This is a genomic window from Chryseobacterium sp. WG14 (assembly GCF_024586945.1).
Lineage (GTDB): Bacteria > Bacteroidota > Bacteroidia > Flavobacteriales > Weeksellaceae > Chryseobacterium.
The window spans coordinates 61,005-86,508 of record NZ_JALCZD010000013.1 but is presented as its reverse complement, the minus strand read 5'-3'; the positions used below and the strand labels follow the sequence as shown (position 1 = coordinate 86,508).

16 protein-coding genes and 1 pseudogene are annotated in these 25,504 nt (G+C 37.8%); 9 read left to right on the top strand and 8 right to left on the bottom strand.

Translation table 11 applies throughout. The annotated features are described in order from the left end of the window. The first annotated feature begins 34 nt into the window (after positions 1-34). From MP478_RS18885 to MP478_RS18850, 8 genes are all read left to right on the top strand, one after another. Complete coding sequence (locus tag MP478_RS18885) at positions 35-1,006, top strand: glycoside hydrolase family 130 protein (RefSeq protein ID WP_230033651.1); 972 nt, start codon at positions 35-37, stop codon at positions 1,004-1,006. Between the two features lie 114 nt (positions 1,007-1,120). Then, a complete protein-coding gene (locus tag MP478_RS18880) occupies positions 1,121-3,352 on the top strand; it encodes a GH92 family glycosyl hydrolase (RefSeq protein WP_257201324.1) in 2,232 nt (743 codons plus the stop codon). A 32-nt stretch (positions 3,353-3,384) separates the two neighbouring features. Then, positions 3,385-4,812, top strand: coding sequence for a glycoside hydrolase family 125 protein (locus tag MP478_RS18875; RefSeq protein ID WP_257201323.1), 1,428 nt, complete (start codon positions 3,385-3,387; stop codon positions 4,810-4,812). Positions 4,813-4,924: 112 nt separating this feature from the next. Further along, complete coding sequence (locus tag MP478_RS18870) at positions 4,925-7,330, top strand: endo-beta-N-acetylglucosaminidase H (RefSeq protein WP_257201322.1); 2,406 nt, start codon at positions 4,925-4,927, stop codon at positions 7,328-7,330. A gap of 101 nt (positions 7,331-7,431) precedes the next feature. Beyond that, entirely contained in the window at positions 7,432-8,766 is a 1,335-nt protein-coding gene (locus MP478_RS18865; protein WP_257201321.1) for an alpha-L-fucosidase, read from the top strand. A 12-nt stretch (positions 8,767-8,778) separates the two neighbouring features. Continuing rightward, positions 8,779-9,639: an ROK family protein gene (locus MP478_RS18860; RefSeq protein ID WP_257201320.1), complete on the top strand. Its 861-nt coding sequence runs from the start codon at positions 8,779-8,781 to the stop codon at positions 9,637-9,639. A gap of 16 nt (positions 9,640-9,655) precedes the next feature. Then, positions 9,656-11,938, top strand: coding sequence for a GH92 family glycosyl hydrolase (locus tag MP478_RS18855; RefSeq protein ID WP_257201319.1), 2,283 nt, complete (start codon positions 9,656-9,658; stop codon positions 11,936-11,938). A gap of 23 nt (positions 11,939-11,961) precedes the next feature. Then, positions 11,962-12,459, top strand: coding sequence for a phosphoheptose isomerase (locus MP478_RS18850; RefSeq protein ID WP_257201318.1), 498 nt, complete (start codon positions 11,962-11,964; stop codon positions 12,457-12,459). A 429-nt stretch (positions 12,460-12,888) separates the two neighbouring features. On the opposite strand, the gene MP478_RS18845 is transcribed toward MP478_RS18850, so the two are convergent. The 8 genes and pseudogenes from MP478_RS18845 to MP478_RS18810 all read right to left on the bottom strand — a co-directional run bounded on the left by MP478_RS18845 (position 12,889) and on the right by MP478_RS18810 (position 24,982). Then, positions 12,889-13,428 carry a suppressor of fused domain protein gene (locus MP478_RS18845; RefSeq protein ID WP_257201317.1) on the bottom strand — a complete coding sequence of 180 codons (540 nt, stop codon included), beginning with the start codon at positions 13,426-13,428 and terminating at the stop codon, positions 12,889-12,891. 315 nt (positions 13,429-13,743) lie between these two features. Continuing rightward, positions 13,744-14,787, bottom strand: coding sequence for an ankyrin repeat domain-containing protein (locus MP478_RS18840; RefSeq protein ID WP_257201316.1), 1,044 nt, complete (start codon positions 14,785-14,787; stop codon positions 13,744-13,746). 131 nt (positions 14,788-14,918) lie between these two features. Next, positions 14,919-15,704, bottom strand: a complete 786-nt coding sequence (locus tag MP478_RS18835) for an ankyrin repeat domain-containing protein (RefSeq protein WP_257201315.1) — start codon at positions 15,702-15,704, stop codon at positions 14,919-14,921. Continuing rightward, positions 15,704-16,366, bottom strand: a complete 663-nt coding sequence (locus MP478_RS18830; RefSeq protein WP_257201350.1) for a hypothetical protein — start codon at positions 16,364-16,366, stop codon at positions 15,704-15,706. The genes MP478_RS18835 and MP478_RS18830 overlap by 1 nt, the downstream gene beginning before the upstream one ends. Positions 16,367-16,417: 51 nt before the next feature. After that, positions 16,418-16,534 (bottom strand): annotated as a pseudogene (locus MP478_RS18825) (type IV secretion protein Rhs); the annotation flags it as partial. Positions 16,535-16,915: 381 nt separating this feature from the next. Continuing rightward, entirely contained in the window at positions 16,916-20,272 is a 3,357-nt protein-coding gene (locus MP478_RS18820; protein WP_257201314.1) for a DUF6443 domain-containing protein, read from the bottom strand. 5 nt (positions 20,273-20,277) lie between these two features. Then, on the bottom strand, positions 20,278-23,556 hold the full coding sequence (locus MP478_RS18815) for a hypothetical protein (protein WP_257201313.1): 3,279 nt from the start codon (positions 23,554-23,556) through the stop codon (positions 20,278-20,280). 13 nt (positions 23,557-23,569) lie between these two features. After that, positions 23,570-24,982: a T9SS type A sorting domain-containing protein gene (locus MP478_RS18810; protein ID WP_257201312.1), complete on the bottom strand. Its 1,413-nt coding sequence runs from the start codon at positions 24,980-24,982 to the stop codon at positions 23,570-23,572. 289 nt (positions 24,983-25,271) lie between these two features. On the opposite strand from MP478_RS18810, the gene MP478_RS18805 reads away from it, so the two are divergent. Then, a complete protein-coding gene (locus MP478_RS18805; protein ID WP_257201311.1) occupies positions 25,272-25,493 on the top strand; it encodes a hypothetical protein in 222 nt (73 codons plus the stop codon). The last annotated feature ends 11 nt before the right edge of the window (positions 25,494-25,504 follow it).

The following is a 25,504-nucleotide window of genomic DNA, read 5'->3' as shown; positions in this document are numbered from 1 at the left end:
TAAACAAATTTAAATAAAAAAGTAAAAATACTTTATGACAGCTCAATCAGTAATGATCCCATGGCAGGATCGCCCGGAAGGTAGCAATGATATCATGTGGAGGTTTTCCGAAAACCCGATCATTAACAGATATGCAATACCAACGTCAAACAGTATATTCAACAGTGCAGTGATTCCTTTTGAAGATGGATTTGCAGGGGTGTTCCGTTGTGATAACAAAGCGGTACAGATGAATATTTTTGCAGGTTTCAGTAAAGATGGAATCAACTGGAAAATCAATCATGACCCTATTGAAATGAAGGCCGGAAACACAGAGATGATTGAATCTGACTACAAATATGATCCCCGCGTTACTTTTATCGAAGATCGTTACTGGATTACATGGTGTAACGGATATAACGGACCTACCATCGGAATTGGATATACTTTTGATTTTAAAGAATTTTTCCAGTGCGAAAATGCTTTTCTGCCGTTCAATAGAAATGGAGTGCTTTTCCCTGAAAAAATCAATGGAAAATATGCGATGCTGAGCCGTCCGAGTGATAACGGGCATACACCTTTTGGAGATATTTATATCAGCTACAGTCCTGATATGAAATACTGGGGAGAGCACCGTTGCGTAATGAAAGTAACGCCTTTTGAAGACAGTGCATGGCAGTGTACAAAAATCGGGGGAGGTCCGGTTCCTATCAGAACAGAAGAAGGATGGCTGCTTTTCTATCATGGGGTAATCAATACCTGCAGAGGGTTCAGATATTCAATGGGAGCGGCATTACTGGATCTTGAAGATCCTACAAAAGTATTGTACAGAACAAAGCCTTATCTGCTGGCTCCGGCAGAAGTGTATGAACTGACAGGAGACGTGCCGAATGTGGTTTTCCCATGTGCTGCACTAACTGAAGGGGATAAAGTAAGCGTATATTATGGTGCTGCAGATACAGTGGTGGCTATAGCGTTTGGATATATTTCAGAAATTATTGATTTTATGAAAAAAAATTCAATCTAAATGAGGTTCTTTAATATGTTGATCAGCTTAATTCCCTTTATTATTGGGATCTTTGTAATGGTTTTCATATTTTTAAACCAATTTTTAAAATAAAAAAATACTGATACTCTTATCATGAAAAAAGAATTGCTTATCTGTTTTTTTACAGTCCTGGTTTCTACGGTGAATGCCCAACAACAAAAGGGTGATATCTTGTCCTGGGTAGATCCTTTTATCGGAACAGGAGGCCACGGCCATACGTTTCCGGGAGCTACCACACCGTTTGGGATGATTCAGCTAAGCCCGGATCAGAATACAAAAAGTGGAGACTGGGACTGGTGTTCCGGTTACCATTACAGCAGTAAGACGATCATGGGATTCAGTCATAATCACCTTAGCGGAACAGGATGGGCAGATCTTGGAGATATTCTGGTTATGCCTACTGTGGGCCAGGTAAAGATGGTTCCGGGATCAGAAGATAAACCTGAGACAGGCTACCGCTCAAAATTCAGCCATGAAAAAGAAACGGCGGCACCGGGATATTATTCTGTAATGCTGGACAGCTATGGAATCAAAGCCGAGCTTACCGCTTCCCCAAGAGTGGGATTTCATAAGTATACATTCCCCAAGAGTGATGAATCCAATATCATTATTGATCCAACCAATAAAATTTTTGGAAATATTTACCATACCCTGGTGAGTGTAGAAGGCAATAATAAAATAAAAGGATACTGCTACAGCAATGGTTGGGGAGGTAAGCGATTTGCTTATTTCGTGATGGAGTTTTCAAAACCGTTTAAATCTTACGGGGTGTATGCGGAAGGGAAAATAAAAAATAACGAAAAAATTGCCCTTGCTAAGGACGCGAAAGCTTTTGTAAGGTTTTCTACAGAAGATAATGAAAGTATCGAAGTGAAAGTTTCTTTATCTCCGGTAAGTACAGAAAATGCACAGGAGAACTTTGATGCTGAGGCTACGAATGTGGATTTTGTAAAAGCTAAAGAAACGGCACAAAAGACATGGAGAGACCTTATCGGAAGATTTCAGGTGGCAGGAGGTACAGACAGTCAGAGAAAGATTTTCTACACAGGGGTTTATCATACATTTATAGCTCCTAACCTTTATATGGATACCAACGGAGATTATGTGGCAGCTCAGGAAAACATGAATACCAAATGGTTTACCAACTACAGCACCTATTCTTACTGGGATGGCTTCAGAGCAACCCATCCTCTGCTGACCATTATGGATCAGAAACATACCAAAGAATTTGCCAATTCCCTGATCAGCAGATATACAGACCGTAAAGACCATATGCCCATCTGGGAACTATGCGGATATGATAATTTCTGTATGCTTGGCTATCACAGTGTATCGGTCATTTGGGATGCTATTTCAAAGGGGGTACCGGGTATTGATGCTGAAAAAGCGTTTGCTGCCATGAAAGATGCTTCTTTAACAGATAAAATGAGCAGCAGTGACGGCGGCGGAGGCCTCAACGATTATATTAAGCTGGGATATTCTCCTTCAGAGAATGGAGCTTCTGTTTCTGCCACCCTTGAATATGCTTATGATGACTGGTGTATTCAGCAGCTTGCAGAAAAATTGGGTAAAAAAGAGGATGCAGAAGTCTATAAAAAACGTTCTATGAACTTCCTGAACACCTTCAATAAAGAAAATAACCATTTCTGGCCAAGACAGAAAGATGGAAAATTCTTAGCAGATTTTACACTGAACGACTGGAAAAAGCTTCAGCCGCATTGGGTTTCAGGGAATATCTGGGCATATGATTTTTTTGCCCCTCATCAGATTGATGAAATGATGAACCTGTACGGAGGGAAAAAAGGGTTTGAAGAAAAACTGGATAAAACATTTACTGAGGCTCTTAATATGCAGGGAGAGCAACATGTGGATATCTCAGGGTTCATCGGATCTTTAGGATTTGGAGACGAACCTGGGCATCATGTTCCATATCTGTATAACTATGCGGGAAGTCCTTATAAGACTCAGAAAATGATCAAATATATCCGTGATAATATGTATGCAGCTAAGCCTGATGGAATTGTGAATAATGAAGACTGCGGACAAATGTCAGCATGGTATATTTTCTCTTCATTAGGATTTTATCCGGTGACACCGGGGAAACCAGTCTATGCAATTGGCGCTCCTCAGTTTCCTAAAGCTTCATTGCAGCTGGAAAATGGGAAAACATTTACCGTGGTAGCGGACAAGATATCCGATAAAAATATCTATGTTCAGAAAATGTTCCTGAATGGGAAAGAGTACAAGAGCTGGGAATTGAACCACAGTGATATTATGAATGGCGGAGAGCTGAGATTTGTAATGGGAAGTAAGCCTGTAAAATAAGACTCATAAAAATAAACGAAATAAAAGTATCAATGGAAAGGAGAAATTTTATTAAAACAAGTGCACTGGCAGGAGCCGGATTGCTGTTTACACAGAATGTTTTTGCTAAGAATCTGGTTGTGGACGATTTTCCTATTGTTCGTGTTCCAAAGGATAAAAGACATTTTACCAGTGAATCCGTAGAAAGTGCTATTGCAGCTTTTAAAAAGAAAGTAAAAAATAAAGAATTAAACTGGCTTTTTGAAAACTGTTTTCCGAATACATTAGATACGACTGTTTTTTACAGTGAAAGCAACGGAACTCCGGATACGTATGTGATTACGGGTGATATTGATGCCATGTGGCTCCGTGACAGCTCTGCCCAGGTTTTTCCTTATCTGCAGTTTTCAAAGAAGGATGAAAAACTTCACAAACTTATTTCAGGGGTTATCTATAAACAGACGAAGTTTATTCTTAAAGACCCTTATGCCAATGCATTTTATAATGATGACAAAAAAATAAGTAAGTGGAAAGAATATGATCATACAGATATGAAACCCGGTACCCATGAAAGGAAGTGGGAAATAGACTCATTGTGTTATCCTATCCGTCTGGCTTATCATTTTTGGAAAACAACAGGAGATACAAAACCTTTTGATGCTAATTGGCTGCAGGGCATTAAACTTACGCTGCAGACATTTACAGAGCAGCAGAGGAAAAAAGATCTGGGGCTTTACAAATTTGAGCGTACAACGGCTTGGGCTACAGATGGGGTTCCTATGGGAGGATATGGATATCCTACAAAACCGGTTGGACTGATCAGTTCCATGTTCCGTCCAAGTGATGATGCTACGATTTATGGATTTTTAATTCCTTCTAATTTATTTGCGGTGGTAAGCCTACGTCAGGCAGCAGAGATGGTTTCTCAGATCAAAAATGAAAAAGGATTGGCTCAGCAACTTACAAGCCTTGCCGATGAGGTGGATGCTGCCATTAAAAAATATGGAATTTATAATCATCCTGAATATGGAAAAATATATGCTTTTGAAGTCAATGGCTTTGGAAGTTATAACCTGATGGATGATGCCAATTGCCCTAGTTTATTAGGTCTGCCTTATTTAGATGCTGTAAAGGCAGATGACCCTGTGTATATGAACACAAGAAAATTCGTCTGGTCAGAAAATAACCCATTCTTTTTCAAAGGTAAACTGGCAGAAGGTATAGGAGGACCACACATTGGACTTGATATGATCTGGCCGATGAGTATCATTATGAAAGCACTCACCACTAAAGATACGGGTGAGATTAAATGGTGCATAGACACCTTACAGAAAACGCACGGTGGGACAGGCTTTATGCATGAGTCCTTCCATAAAGACAACGACAAAAAATTCACCAGAGAATGGTTCGCATGGTCGAATACTTTATTTGGAGAATTATTATGGAAAACCTTTAACGAAAACCCGGAGCTGCTGACATAGCCTCCTTATTTTATATTGCCTTTCTATATTAGGTATGTTTCTTTAAAATGGGCATACCCGGGGAGTGGTATATAAAATCCAAACACCAAAAAACATCAAAATAATGTATACTATGAAAAAAAAATCCTTTTTTATGGCGCTGATGGCAATGATGCTTCAGTCAGGTTCTCTTCTCAATGCACAACAGCTTAATAATCCTGTCGGAATATGCTATGTGGAAGTAAATAACAACAATATGCTGAATGCAGGATCCTATACCCTGCAGAACAGTGGAAAACAGCTCTTTGATGTCGCTATTATTTTTGCAGCCAACATTAATTATGATGTGTCCAAAAGCAGAGCCTACATCTCAAACAATAACAATGTTACTAAAGTATTGAATGATGTCAATACGTATGTGAAACCTTTACAGCAAAAAGGAATTAAGGTGTTACTTGATATTCTGGGAAATCACCAGGGAGCTGGGATCTCCAATTTCCCGAACAGAGAAGCTGCGAAAGATTTTGCCTTACAAATAGCAAATACTGTTTATACATACGGCCTGGATGGGGTAGACCTGGACGATGAGTATGCTGATTATGGAAATAACGGAACAGGACAGCCCAACAGCAGCTCTTTTGTAATGCTGCTGCAGGAGCTTAAAGCGGCAATGCCTGATAAACTGATTACCTTCTATTATCTGGGCCCTGCAACTTCAAGACAGAGCTACAATGGAGATCAGGCCGGAAATTATATTGATTACAGCTGGAATGCCTATTACGGAACCTACAGCGCGCCCAGTGTACCTCCTCTTACCAAAGCTAAGCTTTCTGCTGCGGCAACATGGATCAATAATACCTCTACTTCTACGCTTTCCAGTTTGGCTACCAATTCAAAAAATGACGGCTATGGCGTATTTATGTGGTATGACCTCCCTGGAACGAACATGGCCAGCTATTTAAGTACAGGATCCAATATATTGTATAACCAAAATACATTATTGTCTGGCCAGCTTTATTCATGGACTCAGGGAGCCGCCTGTGATCCGCCGCTAGGATTAGGAACCAGCAATCTTACAGGAACTTCTGCGAAATTAAACTGGACCTCCAGCGGTTCCCAGACTTACAATATAGATTATAAGCCGGCCGGTTCAACAACCTGGACAAATGTAACAAGTAATTACACGGGAAGCAATATTGTAGTAAATAATCTGACAGCAGATACAGAATACGACTGGAGAATACAGTCTAACTGTTCTTCAACGTCAAAAAGCACCTACATTTTTGCCCCAAGATTTAACTCAGGAAACGGATGTGCCACTCCATCCAATTTAACGGCATCCAATACTCTTGGAACGACCACCAAATTATCCTGGGATACCGTAGGAACAGCAGCTTCCTATACTTTACAATATAAAACTTCAGCAGCCACAACATGGACAACGGTTCCCAATATTACCGCCAATACGCATACTCTTCAGAATCTGACTGCCAATACCAACTATGTATGGAAAATACAGTCTGTATGCGGAGGAACAACCACCAGTGCCTATTCAGCAGATACTCCATTCAATAGTGGGATCGTTCCTGTTACCAGTCCTGGTCCGAGATCTCTTTCTTTTAACGGCAGCAGCCAATACCTTAATGGCGGACAATTTAATCTCAGTGGAAATGCTGTGACCTTTGAAGGCTGGGTAAAAGTAAATGCATTCAAAACTGCCTTCCCTTATATTTCGTCAGTAATCGGGATTGAAGTGGGAGATAATAATTCCGCAATACTAAGATTGGGAGATGCTAATCTTGCCAACAATAAACTGCAGTTCACCTTAAGTTTTGGTTCATCCCAGATAAAATTGAACGGAAATACAGCTCTTAATGCCAATACATGGTATCATGTGGCAGCTACTTATGATGGTGCAGCTATGAAGCTCTATGTCAATGGTAATCTTGATGCAAGTACTGTGGCTACCGGCAATTTTACAGCAAACGGTATCCTTTATATGGGCAGAAATTATGATAACTCCCGTGCACTTAACGGATTGCTGGATGAATTCAGAGTATGGAAAAAAGCATTGACCGCTCAGGAAATCCTGGATAACAAATGTGATATTGCGGCTAGCTCAACGAGCCTGGAGGCCAACTGGAAAATGGATGACGGAAGTGGAAACGGAGCGGTAGATGCTACTCCAAACGGTCATTCCGCTACTTTAATCAGTATGTCGGATGCGAACTGGAAAACAGAAGTTCCTTGTCCTTCATCTTTATCTGTAAAAACAGCAAAAGGAATTGAAAATAAACAGGAAGGTACAGCTTATCCGAATCCTGTTAAAAGAGGAGAAGATATTAAGTTTAGAATTGACGACAGGTCTGCAAGCGAAATATCAGTGTATGGAGCTTCCGGAACATTGTCTAAAAAACAGAATATCAATCAAAATAATAATGTAGTTAATACACAGGATTTGCCAGCCGGTACTTATCTTTACAAAATCACATCAGCCAATGGTAAGGTGATATCTTCCGGTAAAATACTTGTGAAGTAAAATAAAATATAATAAAAAAACTGCGTTATGTTCTTATGGCATAAGGCAGTTTTACCTGTTTTACCCGTTGAAGTTTAGAAAATAATTTAAAAAACCAAATCATGTTAAAAAAAGTACTATTAATAACACTGATGATGAGCTCTTATGTAGGGTTCTCACAGCAGAAAGACCAGCCTTCGCAGGTTAATCTTAAAGCAAGAACAGAATTTCAGAATGAAAAGTTTGGTATGTTCATCCATTTTGGATTATATAGTGAATTGGGCAGGGGAGAATGGGTGATGAATAATGATAATATCCCGGTGAATGATTATGCTAAACTGAAAGGTTTCTTTAATCCTATTGAATTTAATGCCAAAGATTATGTTTCAATGGCTAAAAATGCAGGGGTAAAATATATTACACTGGTTACGCGGCATCATGATGGATTCAGCATGTGGGATACCAAGTATTCAGATTTTAATATTATGAATACCCCTTTCAAAAGAGATTTGGTAAAAGAACTGGCGGATGAATGCCATAAGCAGGGGATAAAAATAGTCTTTTATTATTCACTGCTGGATTGGACAAGAACTGATTATTCCTACTGGACGGGCCGCACCGGGAAAGGAACCGGCCGTACTGAGAAAGGCAACTGGGATGACTATATCCGGTTTATGAAAAATCAACTGACGGAATTATTAACCCAATACGGTGAGGTTTCCGGAATATGGTTTGATGGATATTGGGATCAGATGGAAGAAGAGAAGGCAGGCAGAAACGAAAAAACGTATGTAGATTGGAAAATGCCGGAGATCTATGAACTTATTCATAAGCTTCAGCCTCAGTGTCTTGTAGGGAATAACCATCATATCAGCCCTTTGGCGGGAGAAGACTTTCAGATGTTTGAAAGAGATATTCCGGGAGAAAATAAAGGTGGACTTAGCTTTCAGAAAACCTCACAGCTACCTTTGGAAACCTGTGAAACTTTAAACGGCTCCTGGGGATTCGACTTAAAAGATAACAAGAACAAAACAGGGAAAGAGCTTTTAGATTTATTGGTCAATGCAGCAGGAAGTAACGCCAATTTACTCATGAATGTAGGACCTATGCCTAATGGTAAAATTCCGGAACCTTTTATTCGCTCATTTACAGAAATCGGAGATTGGATGAAAGTTTATGGAGAAAGTATCTATGGGACAAGAGGAGGATATATGCCTAAACAGAAATGGGGAGCAATCACTCAGAAGGAGGGTAAAATCTATGTTCATATTCTTAATAATAATGGAGGAAAAACAATTACTTTGGAGAAATTTCCCTTTAAAAAGATTAGCTCTGCTTATTTGCTGAAAGATAAAAAATCAATAAAATATAATTTAAAAAATAATATCTTAACATTTGATAGTTACCCTGTGGATAATGAAAACCCAGATGTTGTGATAGCTTTTGAAGGAAGATAAACAAAAAAAATAATGCAAAATATACTAGGAATAGATATTGGAGGATCTCATATTACGCTGGCTCAGGTAAGTCCTGAAAAACGCGAAATCATTTCTTCAACATATGTGCGGGAGCACGTCGATTCTTTTGAATCTAAAGAAATTATTTTCTCTGCATGGGTTTCAGCGATTGATAAAGCAGCTCATGATTTGAATAAAGAGGATCTTTTATTGGGAATTGCAATGCCCGGGCCTTTCGATTATGAAAATGGAATATCTCTGATGCAGCAAGGGAAATTTATAGACATCTATCAGGTTAATATCAAAGAAGAACTGGCCAAAAGATTGTTTATTTCTCAGGATCGGATATATTTTGCGAATGATGCTGCAGCCTTTATGGAAGGTGAAGTTTTTGGAGGTTGCGTGCAGGATTTCAACAAGGTTTTTGGAGTAACATTGGGAACAGGGCTGGGGACTACTTTTTATAACGGGGAATTTGCCACTGACGAAGATTTGTGGGATTCACCGTTTAAAAACTCTATTTGTGAAGACTATCTGGCAACACGTTGGTTTGTTAATTATTACGCTGAATTAACGGGGGAGCAGATTTCAGGAACCAAAGAACTGTTAGATAAACCCATTGAAATACAAACCAAAATATTTGATGAATATGCAGATTCTTTTTCCGAATTTGTCGTAAAATATGTGAGCCATTATGAGTCCGAAGTTTTAGTAATAGGAGGGAATATTGCGAAAGCATATCCTTACTTTGAGAAACGGTTTATTCAGAATTTAACAAAGAATAATATTAACTTGCCCGTTAGAATTTCTGCTATTTTTGAAGATGCAGCCATCTTAGGTGCAGCTAGTTATGCTTTGAAAAAGTTTAAATAAATAATAAAACGATACAATGAAGTCTCTATTTTCTACTTTTTTTCTTTTATTACAGGTCTGTGCATTCAGCCAGAACGTATCTCTGGTAGATTACGTGAACCCGTTAATGGGAACTCAGTCTAAGCCTTCTTTATCCAATGGAAATACCTATCCGGCAGTCGGGCTTCCCTGGGGAATGAATATCTGGACTCCACAGACAGGTAAGATGGGTGACGGATGGGCGTATACTTATGATGCCGACAAAATAAAAGGATTTAAACAAACCCATCAGCCTTCTCCATGGATGAATGATTATGGCGCTTTTTCTATTATGCCGGGTGTTGGTCAGCTAAAATTTAAAGAGGACGACAGAGCAAGCTGGTTCAGCCATAAAGCTGAGGTCTCAACCCCTTATTTTTATAGTGTATACTTAGCTGATATTAATGTAACTACTGAATTTACACCTACAGAAAGAGCCTCTTTCTTTAAGTTTGATTTTCCTAAAACAGACAGTGCTTACGTAGTCATTGATGCTTTGAATAAAGGCTCTTACATTAAAATTCTTCCTAAAGAAAAAAAAATCCTGGGGTATACGACCAGATATTCAACAGGGAAATATGAGAATTTTAAAAACTATTTTGTGATTCAGTTTGATAAAGATTTCGAGCTGACAAGAGCCTGGAAAAATGATAAACTGGTCAATGATCAGTTAGAAATTACCAGTGATCACGCTGGTGCAGTAGTTGGATTTAAACTCAAAAACAAAGAAGCTGTTTATGCAAAAGTAGCCTCTTCATTCATAAGCTTTGAGCAGGCTGAGCTGAATCTGAAAAGAGAAATTGGCAGCAAAAATTTTGATCAGGTAAAAACCGATGCTAAAAATGTATGGAACAAAACATTAGGAAAAATAGAGGTGAAAGGAGGAACGGACCAACAGATGAGAACCTTTTATTCTTCTTTATACAGAACCTTGTTTTTCCCACAAAAATTATATGAGGTTGATGCTCAGAATAAAATAAAGCACTGGAGCCCTTACAATGGCAAAGTGCTGGATGGGAGAATGTTTGCAGGAACCGGTTTCTGGGATACATTCCGTGCCTTGTATCCTTTCCTGAATCTGGTATATCCGGGGATCAATGTTGAAATGCAGGAAGGATTGGCTAATGCCTATAAAGAGGGAGGTTTCTTACCGGAGTGGAGCAGTCCGGGATATTCCGATATTATGATTGGAAACAATTCTGCATCCGTAGTGGCAGATGCTTATATAAAAGGACTTCGTGGGTATGATGCAGAAACCCTTTGGCAGGCGGTAAAACACGGAGCCAATAATGAAGGACCTATAGAAGCTGTAGGACGTGCAGGTGTAGAGTATTACAATAAGCTGGGCTATGTTCCTTATGATGTAAAGATTAACGAAAACGCAGCCCGGACACTGGAATATGCCTATGATGATTTTTCTATCTATCAATTGGGTAAAGCATTAGGAAAACCGGCTTCAGAAATTGATATCTATAAAAAAAGGGCCTACAATTATAAAAATGTGTTCGATAAGGAAACGGGCCTAATGCGTGGTAAGAATAAGGATGGTAACTTCCAGAAACCTTTCAATCCCTTCAAATGGGGAGATGCCTTTACAGAAGGAAACAGCTGGCATTACACATGGTCTGTTTTTCAGGATATTGATGGGCTTGCCACATTGATGGGAGGTAAAAAGAAATTTGAAGCGAAGCTGGATGAGGTTTTCTCTCTGCCACCGGTTTTTGATGATAGCTATTATGGAAGTGTGATCCATGAAATCAGAGAAATGCAGATTATGAATATGGGACAGTATGCCCATGGAAACCAGCCTATTCAGCATATGATTTATTTATACAATTACGCCGGCTCTCCCTATAAAACACAATATTGGGTAAGACAGGTTATGAATAAATTATATATGGCAACACCTGATGGGTATTGTGGTGATGAAGATAACGGGCAGACTTCCGCCTGGTATATTTTCTCAGCATTAGGTTTTTATCCGGTGACACCGGCCACAGATCAATATGTTTTAGGGGCTCCATTGTTCAAAGAAGCTACTGTTCATCTTGAAAATGGCAAAAAAATTGAAATAAAAGCTCCGGAAAATAATTCCGAAAACCTGTATGTAAAATCATTGAATGTAAACCAACAGCCCTATTCCAAAAACTGGTTAAGCCATAAAGAGCTGATGAATGGTGCTGTGCTGGATTTTAAAATGGATAGCCAACCTAATAAAGAAAGAGGTTCACAGGAAAAAGATTTTCCATATTCAATGTCAAAAGAAGAATCAAATAAATAATTTTAACCTACAAATATAACTGTATGAGTACAGAAAAGAAAGAAATATTCGATAGAGTAGAAAAAATGCTGGCGACGCAAGGTTTTAATCTTGCCGCAAAAGATGATACAAGACCATGGGGTGGTTTTTTTGTGATTGATGAAACCCAGGCACAGGATTTTGCCAACCAATATTTTGATGGGATTGATGTAGACCGTTTAAGAATAGGAGGAAAATTAAGTCCTAAAATTCTTATAGTGGCTCCTGCAGCAAGATTAAGCTGGCAGTATCACCACAGAAGAGCCGAGATCTGGCAGGTAGTGGAAGGAACAGTAGGTATTAAAAGAAGCAATACCGATGAAGAAGGAGAATTGAAAACCTACCATTCGGCAGATCAGGTAAAACTTCAGCAGGGAGAAAGACACCGTTTAATCGGTTTAGACGGTTGGGGAGTTGTTGCTGAAATCTGGCAGCATACCGATGCTTCTCATCCTTCTGATGAAGATGATATTGTAAGAGTACAGGATGACTTCGGAAGATAGTTCAGGATAAGTACAAATAAATATCCCATTTTAGCTGATCATTTGATGTCTAAAATGGGATATGTTTATTTCATTCAGGAAGAGATGCTAAACATTCAATTCTTATTTTCCTGCCATGTATTTTTCTGCGCAGGAAAAGAAAAAAGATACTGTAATCTATCAGTACAAACCACGCATTTTTTATCCGTATGATTGCTCCTGACGTGAAAAGGTTATTTACAAAGAGCTAAAACCAGGAGATAAAGAGTTAATCCTTACGAGTATAAAGCAAAAACCAATTAGAATGGATTCACTCTACAACAAAAAAGATCTGCCTTTTGATAGGTTGATATAACCGAAACAGACTGCTTTGAAAATGGCAGCCTATTTATCTTTATTCTAAGGCACGAGCATGATGCTCAATTAATGTTAATTTCTTTATTTTTTAATTTACCATGAGTATGATTCTCTGTTTAAATCCCATAAATCGTCTATTTCATTTTCTTCCAAAAATTCTTCAAAACTATTCCATCCCTTTTCTCTTATCAATTCAGCTTCTTCATTATAAATGGGAATGATTAATGGAAAAATCACTGCTCTATCTTCCAATTGCAGTTCTTGTAAATCATAATCAAAATAAAAAGGCAAAGTAAAATATAATGAATTCATTTTAGTCTCCGAAGTCAGAGTAAAATCAAATGTTATCACATCACCTTTAAGTATTCCTTTTTTACCATCAATAAGGTATTCTGAAAAACTCGTTAGAAATGAGGCTATTTCATTTTCATCATAATTGGATTTACAAACAAAAATTAACTCAAAATAATAGTCAATAAAATAACGGTTGAGCCCTAATGTTATAAAGGTTCGAATTCCTTCAAAAGGAATATTGTCATATAATGATATTGTCAGGTCATATTTTTTGTCTACAATATCTGCACCTCTGGATATTTCACCAATATACTTTTCTAAATGTTCTATTACTTTCATATATTAAATCTTAGATGAATATACTTTATGAATCGATTAGAAGTAATGAGATTTTTTTATAAAACAATTAGCTTATAACCAATAAACTAACTGTTACTGAATTTTATAGATTGCTTATATGGGTTTCTGAAAGACAAGCTTCTTTGTAATCGAATGTATTTTCAGATGCATACTTGGTTCCCATTCCTACACCTGCAGCATTAAAAGTAATGGCGGCATTTCCGGTAAGATTGGAATTAAGAGCTGCCTCACCTCCTCCTAAAGAGTGACCTAATCATAAAAAGAGAGACTGTTGTAAAAACAGCCTCTTTATAATTATAAACATCCTTTTTTCTTCAGAAGTGCTACGATCTTAGAATATTCCTTGGCGGAACGATTTGCTTCAGTCTCTATCCAGTCCCGCATGTAAACACTTCTTAAACTATCACCACTGTCTTTTTTGTATAATACTTTACTACAATCAGCTCCCTTTTCTAAAAGATATAGAACAATATCATAATGACTTAAGGCGGCTGATAAGGCATACTCACCATTAGGACTGACATAATTTATTTTCGCTCCATTTTCTATTAACAGCTTTACAGTATTAATATTTCCTCTTATTGATGAATAGATTAAAGGTGTTCTATTAGTTTTCTGTTCTTCTTTACCACTACTACATTCAACATAGTTAACATCTGCATTATACTTAATTAATTCTTCAACATACTCAGTTCTATTATCAAAATTTTCACAAGCAGTTATCAAAGGAGAACTACAGTGCATAGAATCTGATATATTTGGGTCTGCTCCTAATTTCAACAATTCTTTAAATCCTTTATAATTATCATTATAGATACTTAAATGTAGTAATATATTCCCATATGTTTTTTCCTGATAATTTAATATTTCAGGATTCTTCTTTACTTCTTCATCTATCTTATCTACATCGTTATCCCAAACTGCTTTTGCCAGTTCCCAAGCAGCCGTTTCCTGAAATAATCTGTAATCTTTTCCCAAAAGTCTACCTTTGTCAACTTTTCTATCCCTAGTTATTTTATTACAAGCTATTGTCGAAAGGAGCAGGATACATAATATTATTTTGTTTTTCATTTTATTTTTTTTGTATTTATCCGAATTAATACCAAATTCTTTCAACATATTGTCCATACTGTGTCCATTATATAGAGAACCTGCACTCGTAGGTGTTACATAAAGTCTTTTTCCATTTACATTAGGCAGAGCACTGTTATTTTGAAGATTGTTAAGAGGATCTGTCCGCATAATATAGGCGTTAATTTTACCTTCTGTTCTTAAGGCTGCTGTAAGTCCTCCAAACCAACCGCCTTGGTTTTTCCCATTTAAATACTTGGTTCCCATTCCTACACCGGCAGCATTAAAAGTAATGGCAGCATTTCCGGTGAGATTGGAATTAAGAGCTGCCTCACCTCCTCCTAAAGAGTGACCTAATTATAAAAAGAGAGACTGTTGTAAAAACAGCCTCTTTATAATTATAAACATCCTTTTTTCTTCAGAAGCGCTACAATCTCAGGATATTCCTTGGCAGAACGCTTTGCTTCATTTTCTATCCAGTCCCGCATATAAATACTTCTTAAACTATCACCACTGTCTTTTTTGTATAACACTTTACTACAATCCGCTCCCTGTTGTAAAAGGTATAAAATAACTTTATAATTACGAGATAAAGTTGCCGAACCCAAAGCTGAACCCGCCTGCCTACCATCATTATAGTTAATCTTAGCTCCATTTTGGACTAAAAGTTTTACTATATCCAATTGGTTCCTACCCGACGCTGTAATTAGCGGGGTTCTATACATCTTCTGTTCATTTTTACCACTGTTACATTCTACATAATTAACATCGGCTTTGTATTTAATCAACTCCTCTACATATTTTGTTTTATTATCAAAACTTGCACAAACTACAATTAAAGGAGAGCTACATTGCATAGAATCAGATATATTAGGATTAGCTCCTAATTTCAATAGTTCTTTAAACCCTTTATAGTTATCATTATATATACCCAAATGCAAAAGAGTATTTCCATATTTGCTTTCCTGATAATTTAATGTTTCAGGATTCTTTTTCACTTCTTCATCTATTTTATCAACATCATTATCCTGCACCGCTTTTGCTAATTCCCACGCTGGGGTAGCCTGGAATAACCTGTAATCTCCCGCTAAAATCTTGTTTTTATCTACTTTTTTATCCCTGTCGATTTTATTGCAGGATACTGCCAATAATAGCAGCCCAAATAATATTATAATTCTTTTCATTATTTATTTTTGTATTTATCGGGATTAATACCAAATTCTTTCAGCATATTGTCCATGCTATGCCCGTTATACACAGAACCCGCTGTTGTTGGAGTGATATAAAACCTTTTGCCATTAGCACTAGGCAGTGCGCTGCTGTTTTGAAGATTATTAAGCGGATCTGTTCGCATAATATAGGCATTTATTTTCCCCTCTGTTCTAAGAACTGCTGTAACGCCGCCAAACCAGCCTCCTTCTTTTGCACCATTCAGATACTTTGTCATTTTGCCAATGCCGGCAGCATTAAAGGTCATTGCCGCATTTCCGGTAAGATTAGAGTTAAGTGCAGCCAATCCTCCTCCTAAAGAGTGTCCGGTAAAGGTAAGTTCTTTATCACCTACCTGATTGGAAATTTCTCTGGCATTTGATGCAGATATAGAATATTGTTTTGAGGCTCCTAAAGGCTGCGCCGCATCCGCAAGGCCATCTTTTTTCAAATCCTCTGTTCCTGCTGTAACATAAGAATATTCTGTAACCTTTCCACTTACTACCCGTTCATAAATCTGAGATTTAAATCCTGTCTTTTGATTTTCTAATTCAACACCTTCAAATTTCGTTTGCGACACTCTCCACCCACCAGTAAGAATATTATCTTTTTTATCCCCATACACATGGGCTGCCATGGCTGCGGCTTCTTTAGGGGTGGGTTTGTAGGGTTCTCTTCCATCGGGATCCATAAATGAAACCGGGTTACTTAACCCAAAAGCATACGGCGAGATAAACGGCATCTTTTCAGCAGCCGGATCTATCTGCCAGAAGTGAGGAGCATCCGGAGAGTACATCCTTGCTCCGAAACGGTATCGATAAGAAGGATTTCCGGTATTTCCGCCTGAACCATGCCTTGACCCAAAAGGATGGTAGTTATTTTCCTTTCTTGTTTTTCACTTTAAAGTAATATAAAACCAGCTTGTATAAGACAAACCATAGAATTAAAAAAACTATTGATTGAAGTATGAAAATGGATAGAATTGAGTTATCAACCATTACCAACCCAAATAAAGTGATATTTACAGGAAAAGTCACTATCACTAATGGCATCCATAATGGACTGTTATAATCAAAGCCTAAAATTGAATATTTAGGAAAACTTACAACTACTGCAATAGTACCTAATATTACATAAATCAAACTAAACAACATTGTATTAAATAAAATTTTTCTGTTTTTCATACCTAGGGATGTGTTAATATTGATGGAACTGTTATAGCTTCTCTTACTTTACTTATTATTTGTTTTGGAGCTGAAGCGCTACCTAACCCATTTCCTATTACGGTAGACTGAAGCATCAATTTATACTTACCTTCTTTTTCATACTTATCAGATAGTTTTCCCATTCGCTCAACAAAACGATTATCAGCAGATATAGTCGCAGGGTTCACAAAAAGACCATTTGCACCTTTTGCTCCCAGCGCATCATAATCCTTATCGTGAAGATAAGCAGGAACTTCAATTTCTGTAGGAGGGACAGAATAATCTGATTTTCCATTATACTTTCTCGGATTATCAGGACCTGGATAGCTGTATCCGAATATATTCTGATTTAGGGTTTCCGGATTTAACTTATCAAGATTTACTTTACCGTCTTTTAATGAAGAGTATAAAGTTTTAGCCGCAGATTCACTCAACTTTGCATCTTTATAATTTTTATTAACATATGTCTGTAACGTTTTTGCATTATCTCCTTTATCTTTAATCAGACTCCCTTTGCCATCTTCATGCCAATCAGGTTTTTTATTAATATCTTCCGGTATCATTCCTGTCGGATCAATAAATCTCAATGGGTTATTAAGCCCAAAAGCATAGGGCGAGATAAACGGCATCTTTTCACTGGCAGGATCTATCTGCCAAAAGTGCGGAGCATCCGGAGAGTACATTCTTGCCCCAAAATCTATAGCCCTGAGTTCGTCCTGATCTTCCTTCCCGTTAAAACGGTATTTATAATCAGGATTGTTGGCCAAACTGTTATACCCGGAATGGCGCATCCCAAACGGATAGTAATTGTTTTGTTGAAGAACTTCTGCGCTGCCACTTAATGCTTTAGTGTAAGAGAGACGAATATTTCCTACCTGATCTGTGTAATTGTAAATATAAGAATACTTTTTAAAATCATAATACCCTTCTGAGGTAGGTACAAAACTTAATTCATTATTAGTATACTGAAACCCATTCAGATAATCCGTAGTTTCAATAGTTTCAATTTGTGCTCTTCCCGGTCCATAAGTATAGATCTTTTTTAGTTTGGCTCCCGCTGCATTACAGAGATATTTTGTATTGACATTATATGTGTTTTCGCCATCATGAGTGAAATACTCTTTATTAAATTTTATGGAGTTGGAAAGATTAAGGTAGTTGTAATCAATCTGCAATATGCCTTTATCAATCTGGCTCGTCATATTCCCATTATTATCATAAGTGATAAGATTGCCGGAAGTACTTGGATAGCCTCCATAATTTCCTGAAGTATCGGCTACTGTATTAAGCCTGTTCCCGGTATAGGTATAGCTGAGGTTATCCATCACTACAGCTAAATTTGATAACAACCTGTTTCTTTTAAGGGTTTGGATATTTCCGTTTACATCATAGGTCAGGGTCTCATTATAGTAGTTATTCTGTGGAACCGTGGCAGTAGGTTCTGAGTATATTCCATTCTTTAGCCTATCCAATCCATCATACTGATAATTGTACCTTTTCAGTTTTCCATCATCCGAGCTTGCCCAGTCGATCTCTGCAATATTTCCATTGTACTTCCCTGTAGAAACATTAGAGTAAGAAGGATTATGGTATTTGATTTCATAGGCAAAAAGCTTCCCATTTAAAGTGGCAGGATCGTTGACTTTGCTAAGCCATCCCCTGATATTGTAAGAAAGATCTACAGACTGCAAAGGGATCCCTGTAGTATTGCCTGTTTTTTTATTGACTAACTGCCCCAGATCATTATAGGTATTCTCTGCCAGTAATTCTTCGGGCAGACTGTTTACCTGATGATATTGTTTGAGAATTCTTTTCTGATTGTCATAAACAAATCTTTCCTTGATTTTCACCTCCGTGTCTGAAGGACTTTTAAGATGCCAGGTGTAGCTTTCTTCCGCCATACCGGAAAAATCAACCTTAAAATCTCTTTTGGTATACCCGCCAAGATGATTCCAGCTCTTTTCCCCAACTTTTCTTCCTTTTGTATCGTAATAAAAGTAAGTTTTGGTCCAGTTGTCGTCTTCAATGTTTTTTACATAAGAGGCAGTGGGCATACTGGAAGTGGACACCCCTCCATTAGCAGTACCATCGGCATTAATTACAAATTGATCAAGAATTTTGGAAGGTGGAAATTCTTTCGTATCCCTTGGGTAGCTATCATAATAATTAACTGTTAATACCGTAGATATTGTACCTGCAAAATAATTGTCTGTATAATAGACCATTATCCCATTCTTATTAAATCCGGAGGTAGTCTGTGTTTCGGTAACATTTAAATTATTAATCGCATTTTGATAGGTTGTTCTTTCTCCCCCCGTAATCAACCCCGTATAGGCCACTCTGCCCAACTGGTCATATTTTGTGATCATCCATTTACTCTGGGCACGTAGGTTAACATCCTGTGAAAGAATAGGCCTATCAGCATTATCATAGACTGTATATTCCCAGCCTTTTCCTGGTAGCTTTTTTTCAACCTCTCTGCCCTGTCCGTCATAACGATACTGATAACATAAGTCATCAAGAATCGGCTGGCTGATCACATTATTATTTTGTTCAACTTGTTTGATTGCTAATGACGGAATTACAAATGCTTTCTGATTGTATTCGTTATAAACATAGTAAGTATCAATATTTTGTGTTCCATCATTCCTCCTGATAAGTAATGTCTGTCTACGCGCATTTTCAAACTGAGTGACAGGATTTCCATCTTCATCGGTTACCGTATTTTTATAAAGTGTGCCTGCATTATGAAAACCACTACCAGCAGCAACAGGTATAGAATTAACAGTAGTTGAAATGCCATTTGCCGTACTTATAGAGGTACTTGTTACAAACTGCTTTACTTCATTCCCGGTGTTGCTTTCATATTTGTATTTTGTGGAATGTCCTGATCCCAATTTCCAAACATCGCCTGCCTGTCCCTGTTGCAGCACCCTGTCCAGGGGAGAGTTTTCTATTTCTTTTTCAGCATAGGCATTGCTTACTCCATAATAAGAATTAGCTGTATTTTCATTCGTTACTCCTGAATGGATGGATGAATTTTGTGTAGCTATTGGAACCGGAAGTATATCTTTGGTTTGCCTGCCGAAAACATCATAGGTTATTGGTGTAACTAGGTCTTTTCCAGTTGTCGTGGCTTTTACATTGATGACCTGCTTAGCTCTTCCTAATCCATCAAAGTACGTAATCGTTTCTGATTTTTGTGTACAATCACCATTCAGACAAGTTTTTGACTGGATATAGTTTTCCGTTTGGGTTTGTGCATTGGATAATGATAAGGTTGATATAGACAATAAACCTGTTACTGCCAATAGTTTTCTAATAAATTGCTTTTTCATTGGTGTTACGGTTTATAGTTAAACGTGAATTGCTTAACGGTTCTCATGATGTAATTTCCCGAAGCGTCTTTTTCCCTGACCTTTACTTCTTTGAGCCTATTGGTAGTATCGTAAATATATTGCTCTCTGATTCCGGATGGAGGGATAATATGCGTTACACCCACCAACGGATCATAGGTGTATTTTGTGACCGAACCGATCGGCTTAAAATTTTCAAGCGCTATAAGCAAGGCCGCTTCTTTTGTAGGATCTGTGGCATCTTCATTCGATTTGGCTACAATATCAGAGATAAGGCTTTCAACCTGGCTATAGGTCGCTCCAACAATCTCTGCAATTGGTTCAGTCTTATTATATCCCCAGACAATACTAACTGGAATACCATCCTTTTTCGTGTATTGCAGAATATTCCCCTGTTCATCATATTTATCAAAGCTGACCTCTTTAGAACTTGCATTGTTTAGATTATCATAACTTAAAATAGAAACAGGAAGTACGAGGTTTCCAGTGGAAACGTGTGGTAAAACCGTTGGATAAATGGTCTCTGTTCTGGAAAGGGTTTTTGTTACATTATTTACTGTTTGCACCGTTTTCGTTTCCAAAGGGATACCAATCATATTTTTACTGATCATCAGTGGATTTCCTTTTTCATGGGCATAACTATAATTTGTCTCCTGAGCCGAGCCGTCCGTAAATACAGTTTTTGAAGAAGTTACCTGATAATGATTCGGGTTGGCATAACTACTGAAGCTGGTGGTAGTCATGGTAGAATTGTCCGGCAAGTATTCTGTTGTTTTTACTTCCGTAGGATTGTAAAAACCATAATAATTGTCATAAAATCCATATGAGACATTGAGGAGCTGATCCTCCGTAGGGTCTGGATAATAAGTAAAATTTTCCTTAAAGACATAGTTTTTAAGGCTTTTTAGCTGGCCGTAATCATACTTATAAGCTTTTGTAAGCTGCTTTTTAAAAACTGCATTCTCATATTGATAGCTGTTTTCCTCCAATAGTAAATAAGATTTTTCCTCTCCAGAATTGGTATCCGCGGTATTATAAATCGCAGGTGGCCTTCCTATACTGTATCCTGAGTTGGGAATATAGCTAAACTTTTTCTCTACCGCACTTTTATTTTCTATAATCTCTGTAATCTCTGTATAGGTCACCTTATTTTTTCTATGGTTAAAATTAGGGACCAGGTTGTCCTGGCTGGCTGTATAGATATTGACTATTTCTACAGATGGAAATGTACCGGACAGACATGACCTTGAAGTTTCACGCAGCGCTGCTCCTATATAATTCGGGTTATAATCTGCAACCGAAGTCTGGGAGCTCGCAATATTGGCAAGAGGATTATAATAAAACTTCCGGGTATAGCTATGACCTTCTACATCGGATTCTTTGATGGATGAAACCCTACTTCCTCCAAAATATATGGGTTCATAGGTTGTAACATCATGGGCATTATAGCTGGTACTAGCAGCTCCGGATACTGCCCCGGTTCCTCCGACGCTATATTCCACTTTATAAGTATGTCCGGCTACGGTATTGACAGGATGATAAGCTCCGCTAGCTTCAGAATCGAAGTAGACAGAAGCTTTACCACTCACTGAATACACCAGCGTTGCCGTTGTTTCATCCCTGATAGACAAACTATGCCTGTCCCTTACGGGATCCGGCTCACCGCATGCTTCTACCGGATCATAAGATGCCGATGCATAAAAATGGATAGGCTTTCCATTGGAAACAAACGTAAATGACTTCTTGGGATAATTTTGTTGTGCATTACAAGGATTATACCGGGCTTCTACACCACCTGTTTCTTCTACCACTCTGGTGATAGGGGCAGCGCTCGAATTGGGATCATAAAAAATTTCAGAAATTCCTTTGGTGGAATGTGTGATCTGCTTTAAATTCCCTGTTGAAGCCCATGATGGCAGCACTTCCCTGTTAGCAGAAAGCATTGTTAAAGGCATATAAGCTCCCATCAATTTAAAAATACCAAAGTTATTGGTAGGTCCGGGAACAGGGAAAGGGGAAACATTACTGGCATTATTGGGATATCCGTAATAATCCGTATTTAAACTGAATCTTGCCGGAAGCTTTTCCAGACTGTAATAGCTGAAATCTGTACTGATATTTTTAGTAACGTTTTTTAATGATTTTAAAAAATGCCTGTTTCTGGTAGTTATTTCGTTAGAAGGAAGGCCATAATAAGTAGCTGCAGTTAGTGCCTGGACATCCTGATATTCCAAGCTATACTTTTCTACCAGTAAATTCCCGTTTTTTATTTCGATGGAAGTCAAAAGGTTATTTTCAGCATTGCTGATAAATAAATCATTTCGTGCTTTTCCATAAATGAAAGACACATTTTTATTATCTTCTGAAATAAGAGTAAGTCTTGGTTTATAGGATTGCTGGCTTACTTTGTTTTTAACGATATCATTATAGGTATATTGATCACCAGTTGGAGCACTTGGACATTTTTGAAGTAAGTTAAACCCGGCATTCAATGAGGAATAATAATTAACATTTTCTGTGATATAGGTAAAATTAGTTTCCTGTTTGTCGGGGCTGATGATTTTGTATAAATACCAGCCTGTAATAGCACTACGATCGGGTCCGGCGCTTTGAGTAGTGGACCTTTCAATATTCTCTACCGACCCTCCGAAATAATATTCTGTTCCGGTTTTATCGGTCAGCTTAAAACGGAAAAGTTTTCCGTATCCCATGATTGGTGCATTCAGGTCAAAAATCTCAATTTTAACTTTATCTTTTGACTCCGTAAAAACCTGTAAATTATTGTTAATGTAGAAGCTCCCGGATAATCCATTGGCCACAGAAAAATTAAACCAGTCGTATTCAGTATCTATTCCATTACCTGTTCTTGCAGCTTCTTTTATGGCGAATAAATCAACTGTCTCACTAATCGTTTCGGGTTTCCAATTGGTGTTATTTTCGTCTGTTTCATCTTTTACCACTCTTGAAATAACGCCCGGAGCAGTCAACATCCATGACATTCCTGTACTTGTACCAATATCATCTGCCTTTACACCACTGGAATAGCTTAAAGATATTGGCGTTCTAAGCTGGCTATAAATGGGAATCTGATGAGTAAAATCACCATTGGAAGATTGTTCAAAGCTGATCCTGCTACTGGCAAAAGTTTCCTGGGATGGCGCTACTATTTTGGGTAATCCGTAGTTATTATTGGGCTCGGATGACGCCTGCCCACTGTATAATTGAAATGCCAGAAGCATACAAATGGGCACATTTATTTTTTTCATGATTTCTAGTTTTTTATTTTTTAATCAGCTTAGCATTTGCTGTTTTGTTTGTATCCGTTTTTATGGTCACCAGATAAGCACCCTGAACAAGCGCTTGTGTATTGATTTTGGTAACATTATTTTTAGTTTTTATATTCTGAAGCTGTCTTCCACTCATGTCGTACAGCATAATGTCAGCTTCCTTAAAATCAAAGCCTATTTCTACATAAGCATAATCTGAAACCGGATTCGGATAGATCTTTATATCATGCTTTTCGATCAGCTGATCCACCTGTTTGTCTCCCAGCTTTACGATCTTCCAGTTCTCTTTTCCTAATTCCTCAGCACTGGTTCCGGCCAGAATAATTGAGCCGTCTCTGTTAAGTTTCAGATCCGAAAGTCTCTCCTCTCTTTTTCTGGAGTCTCCATTTACATGTTTTCTCCACTGTTCATTGCCATTGCCATCCAGATACAACATCCAGAAAGTTTCATCGTCCTTTTCTATTCTTCCTTCCGCCTGAGTATACCCTCCCAGCAATATTCCTTTGGTGGCATCTTGATTCTTGGCTCCTGACTCTTGGCTCTGAATCACATTCATCCCCATCAAAATATCCCTGTTCTTGAAATTGTAGGATTTCTGCCACAGCTCATCACCTCTTTCATTCAGTGAGATCAGCCAAAGGTCTGTTCCTTCTTCAATACCTACTGATTTATTTCCGGATCTTTCGGATCTGGATTCTCCTCCGATAATGAAACCGGTTGAAGTTAAGGCCAAGGTTCTGATATGGTCATCGCCTTTTCCTCCAAAGTTCTTTTCCCATTCAACCTTGCCCTCCTTATTGAGCTTGATTATATAATAATCTCCTTCTCCGTAATTTTCTGTTTTCTTTGATCCTCCAAAATTGCTTCTGGAATAAATACCTAATAATGCTCCTCCGTCTTTTGTTGGGATCATTTTTTCCACTTCGTCTAGTCCTTTTCCCCCTAGAATAAGCTGAGAGAGTTCTTTTCCGTCCTTATCCAATCTCGTAATCCATACATCTTTTGAACCGTAGCCTTTCGATGAGTTTTGTATATTTCCGGCAACAAAAAATCCTAAATCTGTAGTCTGAATGACAGCTTTGGCTTCTTCATCTGAGGAAGTACCCAAGGTTTTCTGCCACTGTTCGTCTCCAAACGAATTGATACGGATAAGCCAGATATCTGATCCTCCCTTAGATTCATCTTTCTTATCCAAACCTTTGTTTGAATAGGAGGTACCTGAAATCAAAAATCCTCCCTCTTCAGTTGCCACAGTAGAAGACAAATAATCATGATTCTGACCGGAGAAATACTTCTCCCACTTTATATTCCCTAGCTGGTCAAGTTTTATTAAATGGAAATCATAACCATTGTTCTGTTTACCGTCTTGTAGCTTACTGCTCTGAATCGAGCTGCCTGTAATCAAATATTGACTATCAATGGTTGTTGTAACCTGGCTTAGAAAATCCTGTGGGTACTGGATTTAATATCTCGTTGCCAAACCACTTCCTGCGAATAAAACAGGCTAATAGTACACATTGTAAGTATACTCATGTAGAGTTTTTTCATCTGTTGTTGTTTTTTTAGTTAATTAAAATTTTCGCGAATTTAATATAATTTTTCAACATCTGTTGAATTATTTTTAAAATATTTTTTTTCATTATATAGTTGATTTATTGTTATGTAGCAAAGATATATTTGCAAAGCGACAGAACATGTCGTATTTTATTGTAACCTTTACAAAACCAATAAAAAAACAGAATAAAATAATAAAAGCAGGTAAACTTGATACAATAGAAAAAGCGTGGTACTTTGTTTACTGCTCTGGAGGTACTGGCTTACCCGACAAACAAATAAATAAGCCCACGCCTAGCGTGAGCATTGCCTATCCTTGTTTGCCTTTGAAAAGTGCCAGTTTTCCAGAACAAGGAAGCTAATGCTTTATATT